The organism is Paraclostridium tenue, assembly GCF_039521565.1.
Lineage (GTDB): Bacteria > Bacillota > Clostridia > Peptostreptococcales > Peptostreptococcaceae > Paraclostridium > Paraclostridium tenue.
Genome location: NZ_BAAACP010000005.1, coordinates 1 through 19881 on the forward strand (window position 1 = coordinate 1; position 19881 = coordinate 19881).

Annotated in this window: 16 protein-coding genes and 1 tRNA gene; 14 read left to right on the forward strand and 3 right to left on the reverse strand. The window is 25.1% G+C overall.

Annotated elements, in window-relative coordinates; genetic code table 11:
- Positions 1 to 293: 293 nt before the first annotated feature.
- Complete coding sequence (locus ABFX13_RS05035) at positions 294 to 1454, forward strand: iron-containing alcohol dehydrogenase (RefSeq protein ID WP_346043392.1); 1161 nt, start codon at positions 294 to 296, stop codon at positions 1452 to 1454.
- Between the two features lie 69 nt (positions 1455 to 1523).
- Here the strand turns inward: ABFX13_RS05035 and ABFX13_RS05040 are convergent, their stop codons facing one another.
- Complete coding sequence (locus ABFX13_RS05040; RefSeq protein WP_346043394.1) at positions 1524 to 2807, reverse strand: GIY-YIG nuclease family protein; 1284 nt, start codon at positions 2805 to 2807, stop codon at positions 1524 to 1526.
- A gap of 170 nt (positions 2808 to 2977) precedes the next feature.
- Between ABFX13_RS05040 and ABFX13_RS05045 the strand changes: the two genes are divergently transcribed.
- Positions 2978 to 3053: transfer RNA gene (locus ABFX13_RS05045), tRNA-Met, on the forward strand.
- Between the two features lie 40 nt (positions 3054 to 3093).
- Here ABFX13_RS05045 and ABFX13_RS05050 read toward each other — a convergent pair.
- Positions 3094 to 4467 (reverse strand): hypothetical protein, encoded by a 1374-nt coding sequence (locus tag ABFX13_RS05050; RefSeq protein ID WP_346043396.1) that lies wholly within the window; start codon positions 4465 to 4467, stop codon positions 3094 to 3096.
- 181 nt (positions 4468 to 4648) lie between these two features.
- Here ABFX13_RS05050 and ABFX13_RS05055 point away from each other — a divergent pair, with 181 nt between their 5' ends.
- The 7 genes from ABFX13_RS05055 (at position 4649) to ABFX13_RS05085 (ending at position 14501) form a co-directional block, all read left to right on the forward strand.
- A complete protein-coding gene (locus tag ABFX13_RS05055) occupies positions 4649 to 5407 on the forward strand; it encodes a MerR family transcriptional regulator (RefSeq protein WP_346043398.1) in 759 nt (252 codons plus the stop codon).
- Between the two features lie 102 nt (positions 5408 to 5509).
- Complete coding sequence (locus tag ABFX13_RS05060; RefSeq protein ID WP_346043400.1) at positions 5510 to 5932, forward strand: N-acetyltransferase; 423 nt, start codon at positions 5510 to 5512, stop codon at positions 5930 to 5932.
- 187 nt (positions 5933 to 6119) lie between these two features.
- Complete coding sequence (locus tag ABFX13_RS05065) at positions 6120 to 7997, forward strand: sensor histidine kinase (protein WP_346043403.1); 1878 nt, start codon at positions 6120 to 6122, stop codon at positions 7995 to 7997.
- A gap of 178 nt (positions 7998 to 8175) precedes the next feature.
- Complete coding sequence (locus ABFX13_RS05070; protein WP_346043405.1) at positions 8176 to 10323, forward strand: YhgE/Pip family protein; 2148 nt, start codon at positions 8176 to 8178, stop codon at positions 10321 to 10323.
- 16 nt (positions 10324 to 10339) lie between these two features.
- Positions 10340 to 12490, forward strand: coding sequence for a YhgE/Pip domain-containing protein (locus tag ABFX13_RS05075; RefSeq protein WP_346043407.1), 2151 nt, complete (start codon positions 10340 to 10342; stop codon positions 12488 to 12490).
- 124 nt (positions 12491 to 12614) lie between these two features.
- Complete coding sequence (locus ABFX13_RS05080) at positions 12615 to 13154, forward strand: hypothetical protein (protein ID WP_346043410.1); 540 nt, start codon at positions 12615 to 12617, stop codon at positions 13152 to 13154.
- A 162-nt stretch (positions 13155 to 13316) separates the two neighbouring features.
- Entirely contained in the window at positions 13317 to 14501 is a 1185-nt protein-coding gene (locus tag ABFX13_RS05085; RefSeq protein ID WP_346043412.1) for a redoxin family protein, read from the forward strand.
- Positions 14502 to 14569: 68 nt separating this feature from the next.
- Here the strand turns inward: ABFX13_RS05085 and ABFX13_RS05090 are convergent, their stop codons facing one another.
- Positions 14570 to 14761, reverse strand: a complete 192-nt coding sequence (locus tag ABFX13_RS05090; protein WP_346043415.1) for a hypothetical protein — start codon at positions 14759 to 14761, stop codon at positions 14570 to 14572.
- Between the two features lie 182 nt (positions 14762 to 14943).
- On the opposite strand from ABFX13_RS05090, the gene ABFX13_RS05095 reads away from it, so the two are divergent.
- The 5 genes from ABFX13_RS05095 (at position 14944) to ABFX13_RS05115 (ending at position 19841) form a co-directional block, all read left to right on the forward strand.
- A complete protein-coding gene (locus ABFX13_RS05095) occupies positions 14944 to 15531 on the forward strand; it encodes an RNA polymerase sigma factor (protein WP_346043418.1) in 588 nt (195 codons plus the stop codon).
- The gene (locus ABFX13_RS05100; RefSeq protein ID WP_346043420.1) at positions 15491 to 16354 is read left to right on the forward strand and encodes a hypothetical protein; all 864 of its coding nucleotides are present in this window, start codon (positions 15491 to 15493) and stop codon (positions 16352 to 16354) included. Before ABFX13_RS05095 ends, ABFX13_RS05100 begins: the two co-directional genes overlap by 41 nt.
- 12 nt (positions 16355 to 16366) lie before the next feature.
- On the forward strand, positions 16367 to 17248 hold the full coding sequence (locus ABFX13_RS05105) for an ABC transporter ATP-binding protein (RefSeq protein ID WP_346043423.1): 882 nt from the start codon (positions 16367 to 16369) through the stop codon (positions 17246 to 17248).
- Positions 17249 to 17260: 12 nt separating this feature from the next.
- On the forward strand, positions 17261 to 18415 hold the full coding sequence (locus ABFX13_RS05110) for a hypothetical protein (RefSeq protein ID WP_346043425.1): 1155 nt from the start codon (positions 17261 to 17263) through the stop codon (positions 18413 to 18415).
- A gap of 484 nt (positions 18416 to 18899) precedes the next feature.
- A complete protein-coding gene (locus ABFX13_RS05115; RefSeq protein WP_346043428.1) occupies positions 18900 to 19841 on the forward strand; it encodes a hypothetical protein in 942 nt (313 codons plus the stop codon).
- The last annotated feature ends 40 nt before the right edge of the window (positions 19842 to 19881 follow it).

Consider the following 19881-nt stretch of genomic DNA (forward strand, 5'->3'; position numbering starts at 1 on the left):
AAAAAATACTCATAAGTTATAACTTATGAGTATTTTTTATACTCCTACACAAACTACCTAAATAGTAATCCTATTTGTAATACCAAGCAAACTAAAAATAAGTTGCTTTTAATATAAGAATTTTTTAAAATTTTTCTTTATAGATTTCTATATTTTATAAGTACATTAAAAATATAATTGTTGGGGAATTTATGTGTAGTTATTATATTTGATTTAAAATTTTATGTAAAAATTTGAAAACAATTAAAAAAATATGGTATTATAAATACATAAAGCAAAAGGAGATGAATATTATGCTAGATTTTGAGTTTTATAACCCAACTAAAATCGTCTTTGGAAAAGATAAAATAGAAAAATTAAATGATCTTATTGATAAAGATGCTAGAGTATTAATTCTTTATGGTGGAGGAAGTATCAAAAAGTTTGGTACTTTAGATAAAGTAAAAGAAGCTTTAAAAGGTCGTGAAATATTTGAATTCCCGGGAATAGAACCAAATCCTAAGTACGAAACATTAATGAAGGCAGTAGAAGTAGTAAAAAAAGAAAATATAAACTTTTTATTAGCTGTTGGTGGTGGATCTGTAATGGATGGAACAAAGTTTGTAAACTTAGCAGCTAATTATGAAGGTGAAGATAAAACTGATTTATTAAAATATGGATTTACACCAGTACCAGTTTCAAAAGGGTTACCTATAGGAACTGTAGTTACTTTACCTGCAACAGGTTCAGAAATGAACGGAGGGTCAGTTATTAGCTACGATGGTGGAAAATTCTCAGTAAGAAGTCCATTATCATTCCCTAAATTTTCAATACTAGATCCAACATTAACATATACATTACCAAAAACACAAGTTGCAAATGGTGTTGTTGATACTTTTATACATGTACTTGAACAATATGCTACATATCCAGTAGATGCAAGATTCCAAGATAGAACAGCGGAAGGTATTTTAAAAACTTTAATAGAAATAGGAAGAAAAACTATAGATGATCCGACTGATTACGATGCAAGAGCAAATCTTGTTTGGTGTGCAACTATGGGACTTAACGGACTTATAGCTGCTGGAGTACCACAAGATTGGACAACTCATAAAATAGGACATGAATTAACTGCTATATATGGAATAGACCATGCTAAAACTTTAGCTACTATACTTCCAGCACTTTGGGAAGTTAGAAGAAAAGAAAAAGGAGCTAAGCTAGTTCAATATGCTGAACGTGTTTGGGACATAAAAGAAGGTAGCGATGACGAAAAAATTGACTTAGCTATAAGTAAAACTCGTGAATTCTTTGAAATTTTAGATATGCCAACTCATTTATCTAAATATGGACTTACAAAAGATGATGTAGATACTGTAGTAGATTCACTAGAGCGTCATGGTATGACTAATTTATCAGAAACTGGTGATTTAGGATTAGATATAAGTCGTAAAGTAATTGAAAAAGCATTATAATTAAATGTTAAATAAAAAACTACCAATGTGTTAAGGTAAATAACACATTGGTAGTTTTTTATATATTTATTAATATCTTTTAATTGAATCTAATTTTTCAGCCCAAATTTCTTCTAATTTTTTTAAATCCTCTTTAAAAGATTCTTTGCTTTGAGCATCTTTTTTTTCTATTTCTTCTAAAACTTCAAATGTAAAGGAATTTGAACCAAACTCTTTCCAATCTTTACTCATTTTAGGGTGCATACTCATATCTGTTTTAACACTAAAGTCAAATCTATTTTTAGTACTTTTTAAATCTATATCGTTCATTAATAAATAATTACCACTCATTGTATTTGTTATTTTATAAACTCCACCAGTAACAGGGCGTTCTTTATATTCCATAATAAATTCTTTTTTTCTTTTTTCTTTATCACTCATTTTTTCATCACCTACTTTATTATCATTAGCTTTTTTATTTTTTAAAGCTTTTTTCTTATTTCTACTTTTAATAACATTAGAACAATTTCTACAAGAAGGAGTACAATATTTTTCTCTTTCACTTTTAGCTATAAAAGCACTTTTACAATATTCACATCTAGTTAATATATTATTTTCATTAGTTACTGCAAAAGCATATATAGTTTCTATAGTAGTTTTAAGTGAATCAAACTCCCATTCAATAATTGGCTTATCTAATACTCCTATAGTTAATCCTATTTTTTCTGCTTTAAATTTACCAGCCATAATAGTAACAGCTTCTGTTAGATTGGCATTTTTGTATATAAGTAGTTGGTTAATATGTGTAGAAATATTTTTTGCAAAATCTAAAATCCAATCTACTTCTTCACAGTAAAATCTTGAAAATACAAGGTCTAATATAAGTGGTCTTTTACCATAAAACTTAGGAGAATCTTCTAGTTTATGTACTGTTAAATGTTTACCTATTTTTCTAATATATAATTCTTCTTCTTCACAAAATGGTAAGAATAAATCAAGGTATTTATCTACGTCCATAATACCTTCTTTTTTTATACAGTTGTTTTCTACAAAAAGTACCTTTTCTTCACCTATTATATTTCTATTGTAAACACTAGAAGCTATTAAACCTAATAAACCATATTTTTTTGCAAATACTATTAATTTATTTTCAATAGTACTTTTTTCTATAGATTTATCTAATGCTAAATCACCTAATTTTATTAAGTCAAAAACTAATTCATTTGCATTATCAAAAGGATTATACATGGTAAAGTAAGAAGATTCAGTTGGGCAAATATATTTTTTTCCTTTTTCATTTTCTTTTATTTCGTAGTCGCTATACCTAATCCAATCTGCTTTAAATTGTCCAATTAAGTTAATATTTTTTTTCATTAATCATCACCTTTTTTGTTGTTAATATATTTAATAGATTTAACTATTAACATAATAAAGCTTTTTTTTTATACTGTCAAGTATGACTATAATTTAAAATAGGAAAATTTTTCAATATTGTTGATATACTATAACCAGTGTGCTATCCTTATAAATAAGAAACATAACATCGCGGGGTGGAGCAGTTGGCAGCTCGTTGGGCTCATAACCCAAAGGTCGCAGGTTCGAGTCCTGCCTTTGCAACCAATATAAAAAAACTCTTATATCTTTTGATATAAGAGTTTTTTTATATAATAAACATAGCAACTATAGTAGTAACAATTAAACCAGTTACAACAGGAATTAAATTTCTCTTTGCTAGTTCTATAGGGTCAACACCACATATAGCTGATGCAGAAATAACAGCCCATGGAACCAAACAACCTCCACCTGTCCATATAGCTCCAATTTGACCAAGAGCAGCTAAAGTTCCAACATTAACATCTATAGCACTACCGAATACTGAAGCAGTAGAACCAGCTAAAGCCATTCCTGAAAATCCAGATCCATCTAAACCAGTTATACAACCTACTATAGTTTCAATACCACAAACAATATATTTATTTAATGGAATAGCTTGAGATAAAGCAACACCTATATCAGATAACAAACCTTGTGAAGCTTTAGGAAGTACGTCTCCTAAAAGGTTTGTTAAAGGAACAACTTCACCCATATAGAAAAATGCACCTATTGGAATAATCACTGCAAATATTTTCATTCCAAATAAAAAGCCATCAGTTATATTTTCGCATATTTTATCTAAACTATTTTTACCGTGGTTTATTATATTTATAATAATTAATAAAAATATAGCTGTTCCTCCAAGCAGTGCAGTTGCATCTGAACCTTTTAAATCGAAAATTAACATAGCGATTATATCTAATGAAAATAAAGCTAATACTAAAAATGTAGTTATTTTCGCTTTGATGTTAAATGTTTTTATGTTTATTTCTTTACTTTTATTTATTTCATTTTTAAACAATCCTTTTTTTATATCTTTTTTTAGCATATAAAATGCTACACCTATGGTAACTATAGACATAACCCAAAATAAAATCATACCATTATTTATTACATCAGATACTTTTAAACCAGCAGCTCCAGCAGTTATACTAGGTGCACCTTGAATTATAAAATCAGTTGAAAGCGCAAATCCATGACCAAATAAATTAAGAGCTATGGCAACACCAATATTAGGAAGGCCAGATCTTACAGCTATAGGTAAAAATATTGCACCAACTAAAGCTACTGCTGGGCTAGGCCAGAAAAACCAAGAAAGTATTGTCATAGATATACCAACTGTAAAAAATGCAGTCGTTTCATTTTTGATTACTTTTAAAAATGGTTTAACCATATACTCTATAGCATAATTATCTTCCAAGGATTTTGATAATGACACCATTATAGCAATTATCACTATAATAGGACCTAATTCACCTAAAGATATTATTAAACCATCAAAAATAGCTCCAACTGATTTAGCTAAATTATTTGTGTAAAATAAAGCTAAACAAAATACACCAAGTATACAAGGTACGATTGTGTCTTTTTTCATTATCATAGCAACTAATATTATTAATATAAAGATAATGTAAATGTAATGAGCTCCTGTTAATACCATTATGCTTATCCCCCTTTTAAGTGATAGTTAATTATATGACCTATAACTTTTATTAGTTACATATAAAAAATTAAGCAAGTTGAAATCATAATTAGAAAATTATAAACTTATAATAGAAAATTTACTATTGACCTTTACCTAACGTAATCCTTTATTATTAAATTGTCAGGAGGTAGTTGAAATGGAGTATACAATAAAGAAATTATCAGAAATAGCAGGAGTTAGTGCACGAACTCTTAGATATTATGATGAGATTAATTTGCTAAAACCATGTCGTATAAATTCATCAGGTTATCGTATATATGGCCAAAAAGAAGTAGACTTATTACAACAAATACTATTTTATAAGTCTATGGATATGAAACTAGAAGATATACGAGAATTAATTTCAAATCCAAACTTTGATATAAATAACGCACTTAAAGAGCATTATAAAAAACTTATCTCTAGGCGTGATCAACTTAATAAGCTTATATTAACTGTTGAAAAAACATTAGCGTATAATAAAGGAGAAATAGATATGTCAAATAAAGAAAAGTTTGAAGGATTTAAAAAAGAAAAATTAGAAGAAAACGAAGCTAAATACGGAAAAGAAATAAGAGAAAAGTATGGTAAAGAAACTATTGAAAAATCAAATAAGAAGTTTTTAAATTTAAGCGAAGAAGAATTTTCAAATATGCAACAAATAGAAGAGGATATGTTTGAAGCTTTAGAAGAACTTATAAAAACTCAAGATTTAGAAAGTAATGTTGCTAAAAAAGTATATGAAAAGCATAAAGAGTGGTTATGTTATTCATGGCCGACATATTCTAATGAATCACATAAAGGATTAGCTCAAATGTATGTAGATGATGAAAGATTTAAAAAATATTACAATGATAAAAAAGGGACAAAAGCAGCACAGACTTTAAGAGATGCAATTTTTAAATATGCAAAATAAAATATCAATATAAAAACCATATCTTAAGAGATATGGTTTTATTTAATAAAATAAAAATGTTATAATATATTAAATATTATTTAAATTGGGGGAGAGCATTAAATGATAAGAAAGTTAGAAAACAAAGATATAAATATAATAATGGATATTTGGCTAAAAAGTACTATAAAAGCTCATAATTTTATAGATGAAAATTACTGGAGAAAAAATTATAACAATGTTAAAAATATTTATATTCCTATATCAGATACTTTTGTATATGAAGATAATGGTAGTATAAAAGGATTTATATCTATTATAAATAATGATTTTATAGGTGCATTATTTGTTGATGTCAATAATCAAGGAATGGGAATAGGAAGTAAATTAATAGATCATGTAATTAATATTTATGATAATTTGAGTTTATCAGTATATAAAGATAATGAAAATGCATTTAATTTTTATAAAAACAAAAACTTTAAAATTTTAAGTGAAGAGATAAATAAAGAAACAAAATTTTTAGAATATGTTATGAAGTATTAAATTTTTTATCTTTAAAAAAATCCTAGTAGAGTTAAAATGGAAATGATTATAAATATAAACTAGAAAAGACAATATAAAAATAAAGCATTTTTGACGAAATTTTATGCAAAATAAAGCATTTACTTGAAACCTGATAAAAAAATATATATTATTATAATGATGGATATTTTTTGTATAGGGGGCAAAAATGAATCAGATATATAGGGAAATGATAGAAAATAGCCCTATGGGCTATATGCATATGAAAGTAATAAATGATAATAGAGGTAGATATATAGGAATAGCTGTTAAAGGTTTTAATAAGTCATATAAAAATTTTTTTGGAAGCTATGATGAAAATATAATCAATAAATACATATTAAATTGTATGCCAATACAAGAGAAACTAGAATGGGAAAAAATATTTGCAGAAGCAAATGAAAGTAAAAAATATACAAAAGAAATATATGTAGAAAAGATAAATACATATTTTAACATAGATATTTATCGAGTTAAAGATTATGAATTTCATATAATGTTTAATAAAATTAGAAATAAGTATCTTAAATTACCTTTATTATTAAAAAAATCACCATATATGACTTGGATTAAAGATAGACATGGTGTATATATAGATGTGAATGATAAGTTTTTGGAATTTTTTGATAAAATGTATGATGAAGTAATAGGAAAAACTGATTATGATATAATGTCTAAAGACTTTGCAATAGAGTTTACTATTCAGGATAACGATGTTATTAAAAATAATAAAATGAATACATATGAAGATTTTATAAAGTCAAATTTTAATAAAATTGGATATTTTCAAACTGTTAAATGGCCATTTACTGAAGATAATAATATAATTTTAGGTACAATAGGTATGTCTATAGAAATAACTAAAAAAGTTGAATTATTTAAAAATATAGAAAAAAATGAGAAAATATTTTTAGAAATTGCTAATAACATAGAAGATGCTATTATTATAATTGATGAAGAAAAGATTCAATATATAAGTCCTTCTTTTGAAAAAGTATTTGGATCTCAATTAGGAGAATCATATAATGATATAGAAAAATGGTGTAAAAATGGAAATCAAATTGAATTTGAAACAAGGCCTAAAAGCTATGAATTTAAAGAGAGTTATAGCTTTACATTTAAAATAAAAAGAAAAGGGAAAGAAGAACAATGGATATTTGCTAAATTCGTACCTTTATTAGATAAAAATCGTAATGTAGTGAAAAAAATAGGCATACTAAGTGATATTACCCAAAATAAGAAGGTAGAATTAGAGTTAGAAAAATTAAGAATGGATTTTTTTGCTAATTTATCTCATGAACTTAGAACACCTATAAATGTGATAGCAAGCTCACTTCAAGTTCTTTATTTAAGAATGGAAAAATTAGATGATGAAAATTTTGAATATTTTAAAAAATACTTAAAAATAGTTGGTCAAAATACAAATCGTTTATTAAAATTAGTAAATAACTTAATTGATACTACAAGGTTAGATGCGGGTTGCTTTGCTTATGCACCTAAAAATAATGACATTATAAGTTGTATTGAAAATATATGTTTATCTGTTTCTGAATTTGTAGAGTCTAATAAATTAAGTATAATATTTGATACAAATGTAGAAGAAAAGATAATTAGTTTTGATCAAGATAATATGGAAAGAATTATATTAAATTTAATATCTAATGCTATAAAATTTAACAATCCAGGTGGAAAAATAGAAGTAACTGTAAATTGCAATGATAATATAAAAATAAGTGTTAAAGATAGTGGGATAGGTATACCTAAAGAAAGTTTAGAAAATATATTTAAAAGATTTGAACAAGTAAAAGATAAACTAAAAAGGGAAAAAGAAGGTAGTGGAATAGGACTTACATTAGTTAAGTCTTTAGTTGAAATGCATGGAGGAAGTATACATGTAAACAGTGTATTAGGAGAAGGTAGTGAATTTATAGTTACTTTACCAGATTATTTAGTTGAAGAAGAAGATTTAAATTCATGTGAATCTCCTAAGTTTTTAAGTAAGGTAAATATGATGAATGTAGAATTTTCAGATATTTATACATTATAATTATAAAATTAAAATATAAAAAAGACAGGTTATTAATAGCCTGTCTTTTTATTTTAAAATACTAAATATTCAGAACTGAAACACATTATATTAAATATTAAATTATATGTAAAAAAATGTTATAATGTATACATTGATGCTTAGATTTCTAACGAATGTCGCAAAAATGGAGGTAATTATGAAAAATGCAATTAAGGTTTTCAAAAGAGATATAAAAAACTTAATAAAAAACCCAATAGCTCTAATAATAGTAATGGGTTTATGCTTTATACCATCTCTTTATGCTTGGATAAATATAAAAGCTTGTTGGAATCCTTACGAGAATACTAGCACAGTGCCAATTGCCATAGTAAATAATGATAAAGGTGCAAAATTAGATGGCAAAAACATAAACATAGGAAATGGTGTTATTAAAGAACTTAAAAAGAACAAATCAATTGGATGGAAGTTTGTAAACTCTAAACAAGGGAATGCAGGAGTTTTAGATGGAACTTATTATGCTATGATTGAAATACCTAGTAACTTTTCAAATGATTTAACTAGTGTTAAAACTGGAAAACCTATAAAGCCAACTATAGTTTATAAGGTTGATACAAAATCGAATCCAGTTGCTGGGAAAATAACAGAAGTTGCAGAAGAAACTCTTGTAAATCAAATTAACTCAAACTTTATAGCTACTGTCAATAAGACTATTTTCTCATCATTAAATAAGTATGGAAAAGATATTGATGATAGTAAAGATAAGATAATAGAACTTAAAAAAGCTATAATACAACTTGATGAGCATATGAGTCTTATAAACTTTGCACTTGATAGTGTTAATAATAATTCTAAAAACTTAACTGAATTTTTAAAAAGTATACAAAGTACTCTTCCACAAGTAACAAATGGAATAAGTGCAGTATCTAATAGTAACTTAAACACTAGTGAGAATATAAGCAACATAAAAAATAATTTAAATGGATCACTTGATAATATTAAATCGACTTTAAATAAAATTAACAGTCAAAACGATCAAATAAAAGATATAGTAAATAATTTAAATAATTCGGATTCTATATCAAAAGGAACAATAGAATCAGCTATATCTCAAGTTAACAATCAGATAAACAGTAGTAAATCTCAGATAGATTCTATTATTAAATATTTAAGTGATTTTAATAAAGTTAAACCTAATAAAAATATAGATAAATTAATTGAGGGTTTAAACAAAATAAAAACTGGAATTAGCTCAGAACAAGATAGATTAGATTCACTTAAAAATCAAATAAATGATTCTAAAGAATCTATAAAAAGTACAATAGACTCTATAAATTCTACTGCGAATGATTTATCTAACAAAGTTAATAACTCTATAAATTTATATGATTCAAATGTTAGACCGGAACTAAACAAAACAGCAGATAGTTTAGTAACAGCAACATCTGATGCATCTAAATTAGTAGATAGTTCTAAAGGATTAGTACAAGCTGTTAATGACATGTTAGGATATGCATCAAAAGGAAGTAATTTAACAGCACAAATGTCTAAGGATTTAGATTCTAAATTAAACCAGTTTAAAGATACAATACATTTATTAAGTACAGAGCTTAAAAAAGTTAATGACAACGATTTAGATGCCATAATAGGAATACTTCAAAGTAAGCCACAAGTTATGGGAAATTACATATCTAATCCATTTAACATAAAATCAGAACCAATTTACCCAATAGCAAATTACGGTTCTGGTATGGCACCTATATATACAACACTTGCTTTATGGGTTGGAGGATTAGTACTTACATCACTTTTAACAACTGAAGCAGAAAAATTTAATGAATTGACAATAAAAGAAAAGTATCTTGGAAAAATGATAACATTTGTATTCTTTGCAATGATACAAGGATTTATAGTAGGTATAGGAGATAAGTTTGTACTTGGAGTTCAAACTGAAAACTTAATGTTATTTATATTTACAACAGTATTTTCTTCAGCAGTATTTACTGTTATCTTATATAACTTAGTATCACTATTTGGAAATATAGGAAAAGCTATAGGTATAGTTCTTATGGTTATTCAGATAGCAGGATCTGGAGGAACTTATCCAATACAAGTAGACCCTTTAATATTTAGAATACTTCAACCATTTTTCCCTTTTACATATACACTAAGCAACTTAAGGGAAGCAATAGCAGGACCACTTTTAAGTACAGTAATGTTTAATGTTGTTGTATTAACAGGATTTGCTATTATAACAATACTTATAGGATATTTCTTAAAAGAAAGACTTAATAGTGCTGTTAGAAAATTTGAAAAAGAATTTGAAGAATCTGGATTGTCAGAGTAATTATAGAGGTGAGGATATGAAGAAAGTTTTTAAAATTTATTTAAGAGATTTAAAACACATAGTAACTATTCCAGCAGCCTTTATAATAATAGGTGGGCTTTGTTTAATACCTTCTTTATATGCATGGGTTAATATAAAAGCCTGTTGGAATCCATATGTAAACACAGGAAATCTTCCAGTAGCTGTAGTTAATAAAGATGAAGGAGCTTCTGTTGGAGGAAAATTTGTAAATGTAGGAAATGAGATTGTAGATCAGCTTAAGAAAAATCATAGTATAGGATGGAAGTTTGTAGATGATTGGCAAGGTAATTATCAATTAAATGAAGGTAAATTTTATGCTTTAATAGAAATACCAAGTGATTTTTCAAAAGATTTATCAACGCTTACAACTTCAGACCCACAAAAGCCTAATATAATATATAAAGCTAATGAAAAAGTAAATGCAATAGCCACTAAAATAACAGATGTTGCAAAGGACAAATTAGTAGAAGAAGTAAAAGCAAACTTTGTAGATACAGTCAATAAAGAAGCTTTTGAATTTTTATCTTCACTAGGTGTTAAATTAGAAGACAATAAACCACAAATAATACAATTAAAAGATGCATTAGATAGTACATATAGTAATTTAGAAAAAATAAATGATTATGTAAAACAAGCAAACAATCATGCAGATACACTTAAAAAATATTTAAATGATAGTAAAGGAAATCTTCCTAAAATTACAAAAGAAGTAAAGGATCTTCAAGATGTAGTAAATAATAGTAAAGGTTTAATTACAGCTTCACAAGATAATGTAAATAATGCCACACAAAATTTAAATAGTAGCATGGTTTCTATAAATGATATAAATAGTAAACTTCAAAATGAAATTAATAATTTAAAAAATATAAACGATAGTGTTTCTAATGAAGAAATAAATAAAACTATAGATTCTACGCAAAAATTAATTTCATCTTCTAATACATCTATAGATAAACTTTTAAGTGGATTAGAAAAATTAAATAATATACATGAAAGTAATAAAGTAGAAAATATAATTAGCTCACTTAATGATTTAAAAACTGTACTTTCTTCAGAAAGTGATAAGTTAGAAAATATAAAATCATTAATACAAAATGGAGCAACTAAAGATCAAATAAATGAACAACTTAACTCTTTATCTGATTTATCAAGTTCATTTAATAATAAATTAAATTTAATAAGCAGTAGCTTTTCAACTGATATATCTAATGTTTTAAATAGTGTAGGCAATGCTATGACCTCTAGTTCTGATAATATTAACAATGTATTAGCAAGTATAAATGTTATAGTACCACAGTTAAATGCACTTTCTAATTATGGTATATCAAGTAGTGATGTTGCTGTAAAACAAGCAAATCATATATCTAAAGAACTTGATAAATTTGAAAAAGATTTAGACAAATTAATAGAAAAAACAAAAGTATTAACAGATAAAAATTTAGATAAGATAATTCAAACGCTTAATAAAAATTCAAAAGAGATAGCTTCATTTATATCATCACCTGTTGAAGTAAAAACAGTAGAACTTTATAAAGCAGGAATATTTGGAGTTGCATTAATGCCATTTTACTCAGTACTTGCTATATGGGTAGGAGCGCTTTTATCAACATCTATACTTACTACAGAGTGTGAAGAATTAGAAGGTGAAAGAACAAATTTACTTCAAAAACACTTTGGAAAGATGCTTACATTTATGACGGTATCACTAATACAATCATTAATAATTGCAACAGGGGATATATTTATATTCCAAGCTCCTGTAAGCGTACCACTTTTATATATATTTACAATAGTATCTTCAATATTATTTACAACAATAATATTTACATTAGTTTCTTTATTTGGAAATGTGGGTAAGGCTATTGCGATAGTTATTATGGTATTTCAAATTGCTGGGTCTGGAGGAATATATCCTATACAAACCAACCCTAAAATCTTTGAAGTATTACAACCATTTTGGCCATTTACTTATGCGATAGATGGATTTAGAGAAGCTATAGCAGGACCTAGCATGACTGCAGTTCATCATGATTTAGTTATGTTAGCTATATTCTTTATAATATTTTTATTATTAGTAATATTTAAAAGAGTTTTCCATAATATGACTGAGTTTATGAATAATAAATTTAAAGAATCTGGATTATAAAAACTAAAACTGATATGGGATATATTTATCCTATATCAGTTTTTTTAATTTATAAAAACAAATTTGAAATTATTTAAATATATTAGGGAATAATTTATATATAATGAAATAAAAGAGGTGTAGTATGAAAAAAGTAAGTATACTAGTTTTAATATGTGCATCTATGTTAAGTATAGGTTGTAGTCAGTATAAAAATAAAGACAGCAGTAAATCTAATAAAGAGTTAGTAAATGCTATATTAAAAGAAACAAAAGTACAACAAAATGATGATAATAGATATATGTATTTTTATAAAGATTTAAATAATGACAATAAAGATGAAACAATTGCTTATCTTTGGGGACCTGATTTTGGTAATATAAAAGAAGGAACTATGTTGATATTTAAAGAAAATGATAATAAGTATAAATTAATATCACAAACGAACTTAGTAAATGTACCAATAGTTATAAGTGAACATAAAACTAATGGATACAATGATATTATTGTAAATATAAGTGGAGATGGTATAGAAAATCAATATAATACAATACTTAAATTTAAAGATAATAAATACCCATTAAATGCTAGAACACAACCTAATATAGATATAAAAAAAATAAAATCAAAAAGTACAATATCAGCAAAGATAACACTTGATGGAGGATTTGAATTAAAAAAATAATAAAGTTACTATAAAGTAAACTATTAAAAAATTCATAAATATTGATACAATTATTAATAATACATGTGTTTTAATATTAGAAATTTAACTTAAGAAAATTAAAATTAATAAGAGAGGAGTATGTTATCAAAGCTAAATTAAAGTTTTGATTAACGGGGGATTATGGAAAAACTAAACTTGATTGTAGTTTTTGTAGAAGGGGTATTATCATTTTTTTCACCATGTATATTACCTATATTACCGATATACTTAAGTATATTATCAAATAGTAGTATTGAAAGTTTGAAAGAAGATAAAAGTAAGTTTATACATAGTTTATTATTTAAAAATGCTTTGTTTTTTGCATTAGGTATATCTTTAACATTTTTTATATTAGGATCATCAGTAAACGCTTTAAAATCATTTTTTGATACTAATAAAGATTTAATAAAGATTTTTGGTGGATTAATAATAGTTTTTATGGGACTATTTTATATAGGAGTAATAAAATCTTCTTTATTAAGTAAAGAAAAAAGATTTAATATAAATACTAAGCAAATAAATCCTATATCTGCCTTTTTATTTGGATTTACATTTAGCTTTGGGTGGACACCTTGTATAGGACCTATACTAACATCTGTACTTATTATGTCATCAAGTGTTAATAATGTAGGAACGTCAAATTTACTTATACTATTTTATACAATTGGGTTCATATTACCATTTATACTAGCATCATTATTTTATAATAAATTATTTAAATCATTTAATAAAATGAAAAATTATATGGGATTAATAAAAAAGATAGGTGGGATTATACTCATATTATCAGGATTAGTTATGTTTATAAATGGCTCTTTTGGAGTATATAAACACTTAAATGATTCTAAAAATTCTGATTCAAATAGCCAAAGTATAGACAGAGAAAATAAAGATGAAAAAATAATGTCTATAGATTTTACTTTATATGATCAAAATGGTAAGGAACATAAACTAAGTGATTACAAAGGCAAAACTGTATTTTTAAATTTCTGGGCAACATGGTGTCCTCCATGTAAAGCAGAAATGCCATATATAGAACAATTATACAAAGAATATAATAAAAATAATAAAGATGTAGCAATACTAGGAGTAGCATCACCAAATTTAGATCGTGAAGGATCTAAAGAAAATATTATAAAATTTTTACAACAAGAAAAATATACTTTTCCTGTAGTTATGGATAATAATGGAGAATTAGCTTATAAATATGGTATAAGTGCATATCCAACGACTTTTATAATAGACAAAGAAGGTTATATAACTCAATATGTTCCAGGTGCTATGGATAAACAAACTATGAAGTATCTTATAGAAAATCATAATTAAAAAATTAATAAATATAGAAATAAAAAAGCCACTAATCTAAATTAGATTGTGGCTATTTTTATTTAAAGTTATTTATATTTAATCCAATAATAAATTACATAAATCCAACTTAATATACCGTGAAATATAGCCCAAGGTATTGATTTCCATGCTGTATAAGAAATGACCATTGCTAGACCAGCTCCAAAAGAAAGCCCTGATTTTACTGACTTTTGAACTAAAACTTTATTATTGCTCTGATACTTTTCATTATTATTCATAAAAACTCCCTCCCTAAAATAAATATTAATTCAAATTTATAGTTAATACATTTAATTTAAATAAATGATTTACTAAATTAGTATGGGAAAATAATATTAGTAAAAATTTGCTAAAATAAAATAGATAAAATAAAACTTTTTATAAATTAACCTCGTTATATAATTGAAAGGAGGGAAATAAATTGGTACAAACAGATGAAAAGTTAATAAAAGAACTATTAAAAGGTAATGAAAGTGCAATGGAAATTTTAGTTAAAAGATATTACGATTTAGTACATAGCTTTATATACAGAAATACTAGTGATTATAATATAGCCTATGATATAACCCAAGATGTATTTATAAAAATGATGAAAAATATAGATAAGTATCAAATAGAAAATGGTAAATTTAAAAGTTGGTTATTAAAAATTGCTGCAAATACGACAAAGGATTACTTCAGAAGTAAGACTTATAAACAAAGGACACAAAGCTATGATATAGCTAATCAGGAAATAGAAGATAAAACTAATGTAGTAGATATTTTATCGAAAAAAGAAGAGGCAATTAAGATAAAAGAAGCTATAGAAAATTTACCTAAGCTTCAAAGAGAAGCAGTTATATTAAAATATTACAATGATTTAAAAATCAAAGAAATAAGTTATATTACAGGAGAAAATGAAAACACCATAAAATCAAGATTATTTAATGGTGTTAAAAACTTAAAAAGATTTCTTGGAGGTGATAACTATGAAAAAAACACCATCAAAAATAAACAACATGAGATGTGATGATATAAATGATTATGAATTTGAAAATCTATTAGAAGAAGATTTATTGGATATAGAAAACTTTTTAGATAGTTATGTTGTAAAAACAGTTGATGAAGAAAAAATTGATTTAACTATAGAAACATTAATAAACTACATGCCACAAAGTATAAGTGAAGATTTAGTAGTAAATAAAAATACATACTTAATAAATAAAATAAAGACAAATATAGAATTAATGAAAATACAATTTATGGTATTTAACAAAATGTATATTATAGTATCATTAATACTTACTTTAGGGGGATTGATTGGAACTATAAAATATAATTTAAATCCATATGTATATTCTTATACAATTTCACCTATACCAGTACTACTAGGGTTTGTAGAAATTTTAAGAGGAAAAGAAGAAGGAGTTTGGGAACTAGAACTTAGCTATAAATTTTCTTTTAGAGAAATAGTATTTGCTAAATTAACAATAATAGGTATTACTTCAATAGCTATAAGTTTGTTTGTTAGTTTTATACTATCAAATACTTACTCAGAAGTTAATTTATTAAAATTAATAAATACAAGCTTAATACCAATTTGTTTTATATCTACTGTTTCATTATTAACAGCATCTATATATAGAAGCATGAACAGTATAGCATTATCAACTGGAATATGGATAATATGTTCGAACATGGTAGATAGTAATACTTTTAAAAATATTGCAAATGTAAGTAACTTAAAGCTATTTGCAATAGTAGCAATACTAGGGGTATTAACTATAATTTCGTTAAAAGTATTTTATAAAAAAAGTATAAATTTTACAGATTATAAGAAATTTGATTTTTAGGAGAGAAAAGATATGGAATTAACTTTAAAAAATATAACAAAATCATTTAAAGATAAGGTTGCAGTAAATGATTTTAATGTAACTTTAACTAATGGAATATATGGATTATTAGGACCTAATGGAGCAGGAAAAACTTCACTTATGAGAATAATTGCAGATGTTTCAAATGCTACTAGTGGAGAGATCTATTTAAATGGAAAAAGTAAAACTGAACTAGGAGCAGATTATAGAGATGTTTTAGGTTATTTACCACAAGATGTGGGATTTTATAAAAGTTTTACAGCACAAAAGTTCTTAGAATATGTATCAACATTAAAAGGAATAGATAGAGAAGAAGCTAGTGTTAAGATTGATGAACTTTTAAAGTTTGTAAATTTAGAAAAAGATAGAAAAAGAAAAATAGGTAAGTTTTCTGGGGGGATGAAACAAAGGTTAGGTATAGCTCAAGCTCTTTTAAATGATCCAAAGATATTAATATTAGACGAGCCAACAGCAGGGCTTGATCCTAATGAAAGAATAAGATTTAAAAACTTAATATCAGAGATATCAAGAGATAAGATTGTAATACTATCAACACATATAGTATCTGATGTAGAATTTATAGCAAATGAAATATTGATAATGAGAAATGGAGAATTAGTTGAAAAAGCTACTCCAGTTGAAATTTTAAATAGTATCAGAGGAAAAGTACATAGTTTAAAGATAAAGGAAGATTTATTACATAAAGTACAAAGTAAATTTAAAATTTCTAATATTATAAGGGATGATGAGTATATTATAGTTAGGGTTGTAGGAGATGAATGTCCATTAATAGATGGAATTGAAGTTATAGAAGAATCACCTAATTTAGAAGATTTATTTTTATATTACTTTGAGATTAGTACTGACTTATAAAGGGGGATAAATATGAAAGATTTAGTTAAATTTGAGTTGTATAAGATTTTTTCAAAAAAAATAGTATTAGTATTATTAGTTGGATGTATAGTAGCGTCTTTATCAAATACAGTAACAAGCTATTTAGATATAAGGTCAAAGGGATTAAGCTACTCCAGTATACAGAAAATAGGTAAAGAATATGAAGGTCAAATCATAACAGAGAAGAAACATGATATATTTAAAAAACAATGCGGTGATTTACTTACAAAATATAATAATGGAAAGATACTGAGTGACAAAGAAAAAGTAAAAGCTTTTGGTATGACAGATTATTTAATATGGATCAATCCTGAATATATGATAAATGGAAAACTTTATAAATTTGATGATATGAAAAAAGAGCTAAAAAGATTAGAAAAAGAAGGAGATACTAATAGTTACCAATATAAAGAATTAAAATATATACATGACTTAGTATCTAAAAAAGAAACTCCGAAATATTACTTTAAGTTTGGATGGAGAGAGGCAACAAATTTTAATATGAATTGTATGTGGATATCTATATTAATACTTGTTTCTATATGTACCATATTTAGTAATGAATATCAAAGTAATACGGCATCAATAGTATTAAGTTCTAAAAATGGGCAAAAAAAATTAACTACTGCTAAGATAATAACAGGTTTGATATTTTCTACATTTGTATTTTTAATTATGAACGGAATACAGGTGATAATACTTGCAATGCATGGATTTAAGGGGTGGGATGTACCGATGAGCTTTTTATCATCTTATGTAAGAACTCCTTATACTATGCATATAGGAACTTTCTATGTTTGCGGATTAATAGTAAGTTTTATAGGTACTGTATTATTTACATTATTAATCATGTTAGTATCATTAATAAGTAAAAATAATATGATATCTTTTGCAGTAAGTGTAGCTACATTATTAGGTCCAGAATTTATAGGTAGATTTATGCCAACATATACTCTAACTAAGATTTTTGCAGAACTAAATATAGAAAATTTAATAGGTCCAATAAATATGTTTGGAAGTATAAGTACATATAACATATTTGGAAAGCCAGTTTTATATTTAAATGTAATAGTTACAATAGGGATTATTAGTATACCAATAGTACTATACTTTATTAATAGGATTGGTAAAAAGCAAGTTGTATAAAATTAAATTATAAATAAAAAATCCAATAAAAAAATATTACATAAGTAGGTTGAATCTGAAATACTCTATGTAATATTTTTTTATTTTTATAGGGATTAAAAATTATATGAATATAAATATTAGAAAAAAATATAGAAGATATAGATATAATTTATTTTTAATAAAATAGGCTCTAAACTTTGGAATAAAAGCACCTTTTGAGGTTCCAAGTTCAAACTTTATGGCAATAGAATTTGAAGAAAATGCACTTAAAGATGTATCTGGAAAGGTAGTATATGCTAAAGAATTTTTCGAAAATAGTTAATAATACAATTAATAATAAAAACTTCTTTAGAAAAGGTCTATAGTATATATTAAAGAAGTTTTTTATTTATATATTTTATCTTACAAAAAAGTAACTTTAATGTAATTTAGATAAATACCAAAAAAAATAGAATTGATATATTATTATTATATAAACAAAAAGGAAAGGTAGCAGATAAATATGGAAATGTTAAAAATAAATAATATATCAAAAGAAAACTTAAAATTGTTATTTTTAACTAGTACCCTTTTAGTGGCAAGCTTAGGATGTGTAATTATATTACATATAGTGTTAGCTAATAAACTGGAAGTAAAAAAAGCTGATTATCCATTTGTATTAAACTATATATCTTCAAATTACAATTACGTAAAAAAACAACAAGTAGAAGTTATAGAAAATACATTAAATAAAGCTGGATACGATTATGATAAAACTGCATTTGAAATATTAAATATAAATAATGAAGGAAAATATGTAATAAAAAACTCAGAATTTAATAAGGTAGCAAAAAAGTTAAACTTAAGAAAGGTTAAGTTAAATAACGATGAAACACTAATAGTACCAAGATTCGACAATAAAAGATATAAGAAAAATATAAGTAAATTTACTGATTTTGAAATAGGTCTTTATAATCTAAAAGTAAAAGGTATAGCAGATGGTAAAATACTTCCAAAAGGGATTGGAATATGGATTGTAGTAGTAAATGATAATTTATATTCTCAATTAGAAAAAGATGATGGAAATATCAAATATTATGTAAATGGGTATAAATATGACAACTGGGAGTCTAGTGCAAGTTTAGATGAGAAAATACAAAATAAATTAGGGAAAATATCAATAAATAATTATGAAAGAAGACAAGTATACGACTCTTTATTAAGCTTATCTAAGATATATGAAGATAGCATTAAAATTAATAATAAATGGCTGCTTATAGACACTTTAGTTGGAGTTTTATTATTTATATGTAGCTGGAATTTTTTATATTTTAAATTATTTACAGATTTTACAACTGATAAATTAAAGAATAAAAATTTACCAAATTTAAGTTTATTATATACTAAAACTTGTAAATCTTTAAATGTTGGAGTTAAGCCAAAAATTTCACTTCATACGTTTTAAGATAAAAATCTTATTTGAAGTAGACATAATCTATTTTAAA

Coding starts and splice junctions, on each gene's coding strand:
- ABFX13_RS05100 (WP_346043420.1), top strand. CDS start 15,491: ATGAAAAAAACACCATCAAAAATAAACAACATGAGATGTGATGATATA.
- ABFX13_RS05040 (WP_346043394.1), bottom strand. CDS start 2,807: ATGAAAAAAAATATTAACTTAATTGGACAATTTAAAGCAGATTGGATT.
- ABFX13_RS05075 (WP_346043407.1), top strand. CDS start 10,340: ATGAAGAAAGTTTTTAAAATTTATTTAAGAGATTTAAAACACATAGTA.
- ABFX13_RS05115 (WP_346043428.1), top strand. CDS start 18,900: ATGGAAATGTTAAAAATAAATAATATATCAAAAGAAAACTTAAAATTG.
- ABFX13_RS05080 (WP_346043410.1), top strand. CDS start 12,615: ATGAAAAAAGTAAGTATACTAGTTTTAATATGTGCATCTATGTTAAGT.
- ABFX13_RS05050 (WP_346043396.1), bottom strand. CDS start 4,467: ATGGTATTAACAGGAGCTCATTACATTTACATTATCTTTATATTAATA.
- ABFX13_RS05070 (WP_346043405.1), top strand. CDS start 8,176: ATGAAAAATGCAATTAAGGTTTTCAAAAGAGATATAAAAAACTTAATA.
- ABFX13_RS05105 (WP_346043423.1), top strand. CDS start 16,367: ATGGAATTAACTTTAAAAAATATAACAAAATCATTTAAAGATAAGGTT.
- ABFX13_RS05065 (WP_346043403.1), top strand. CDS start 6,120: ATGAATCAGATATATAGGGAAATGATAGAAAATAGCCCTATGGGCTAT.
- ABFX13_RS05085 (WP_346043412.1), top strand. CDS start 13,317: ATGGAAAAACTAAACTTGATTGTAGTTTTTGTAGAAGGGGTATTATCA.
- ABFX13_RS05055 (WP_346043398.1), top strand. CDS start 4,649: ATGGAGTATACAATAAAGAAATTATCAGAAATAGCAGGAGTTAGTGCA.
- ABFX13_RS05090 (WP_346043415.1), bottom strand. CDS start 14,761: ATGAATAATAATGAAAAGTATCAGAGCAATAATAAAGTTTTAGTTCAA.
- ABFX13_RS05060 (WP_346043400.1), top strand. CDS start 5,510: ATGATAAGAAAGTTAGAAAACAAAGATATAAATATAATAATGGATATT.
- ABFX13_RS05035 (WP_346043392.1), top strand. CDS start 294: ATGCTAGATTTTGAGTTTTATAACCCAACTAAAATCGTCTTTGGAAAA.
- ABFX13_RS05110 (WP_346043425.1), top strand. CDS start 17,261: ATGAAAGATTTAGTTAAATTTGAGTTGTATAAGATTTTTTCAAAAAAA.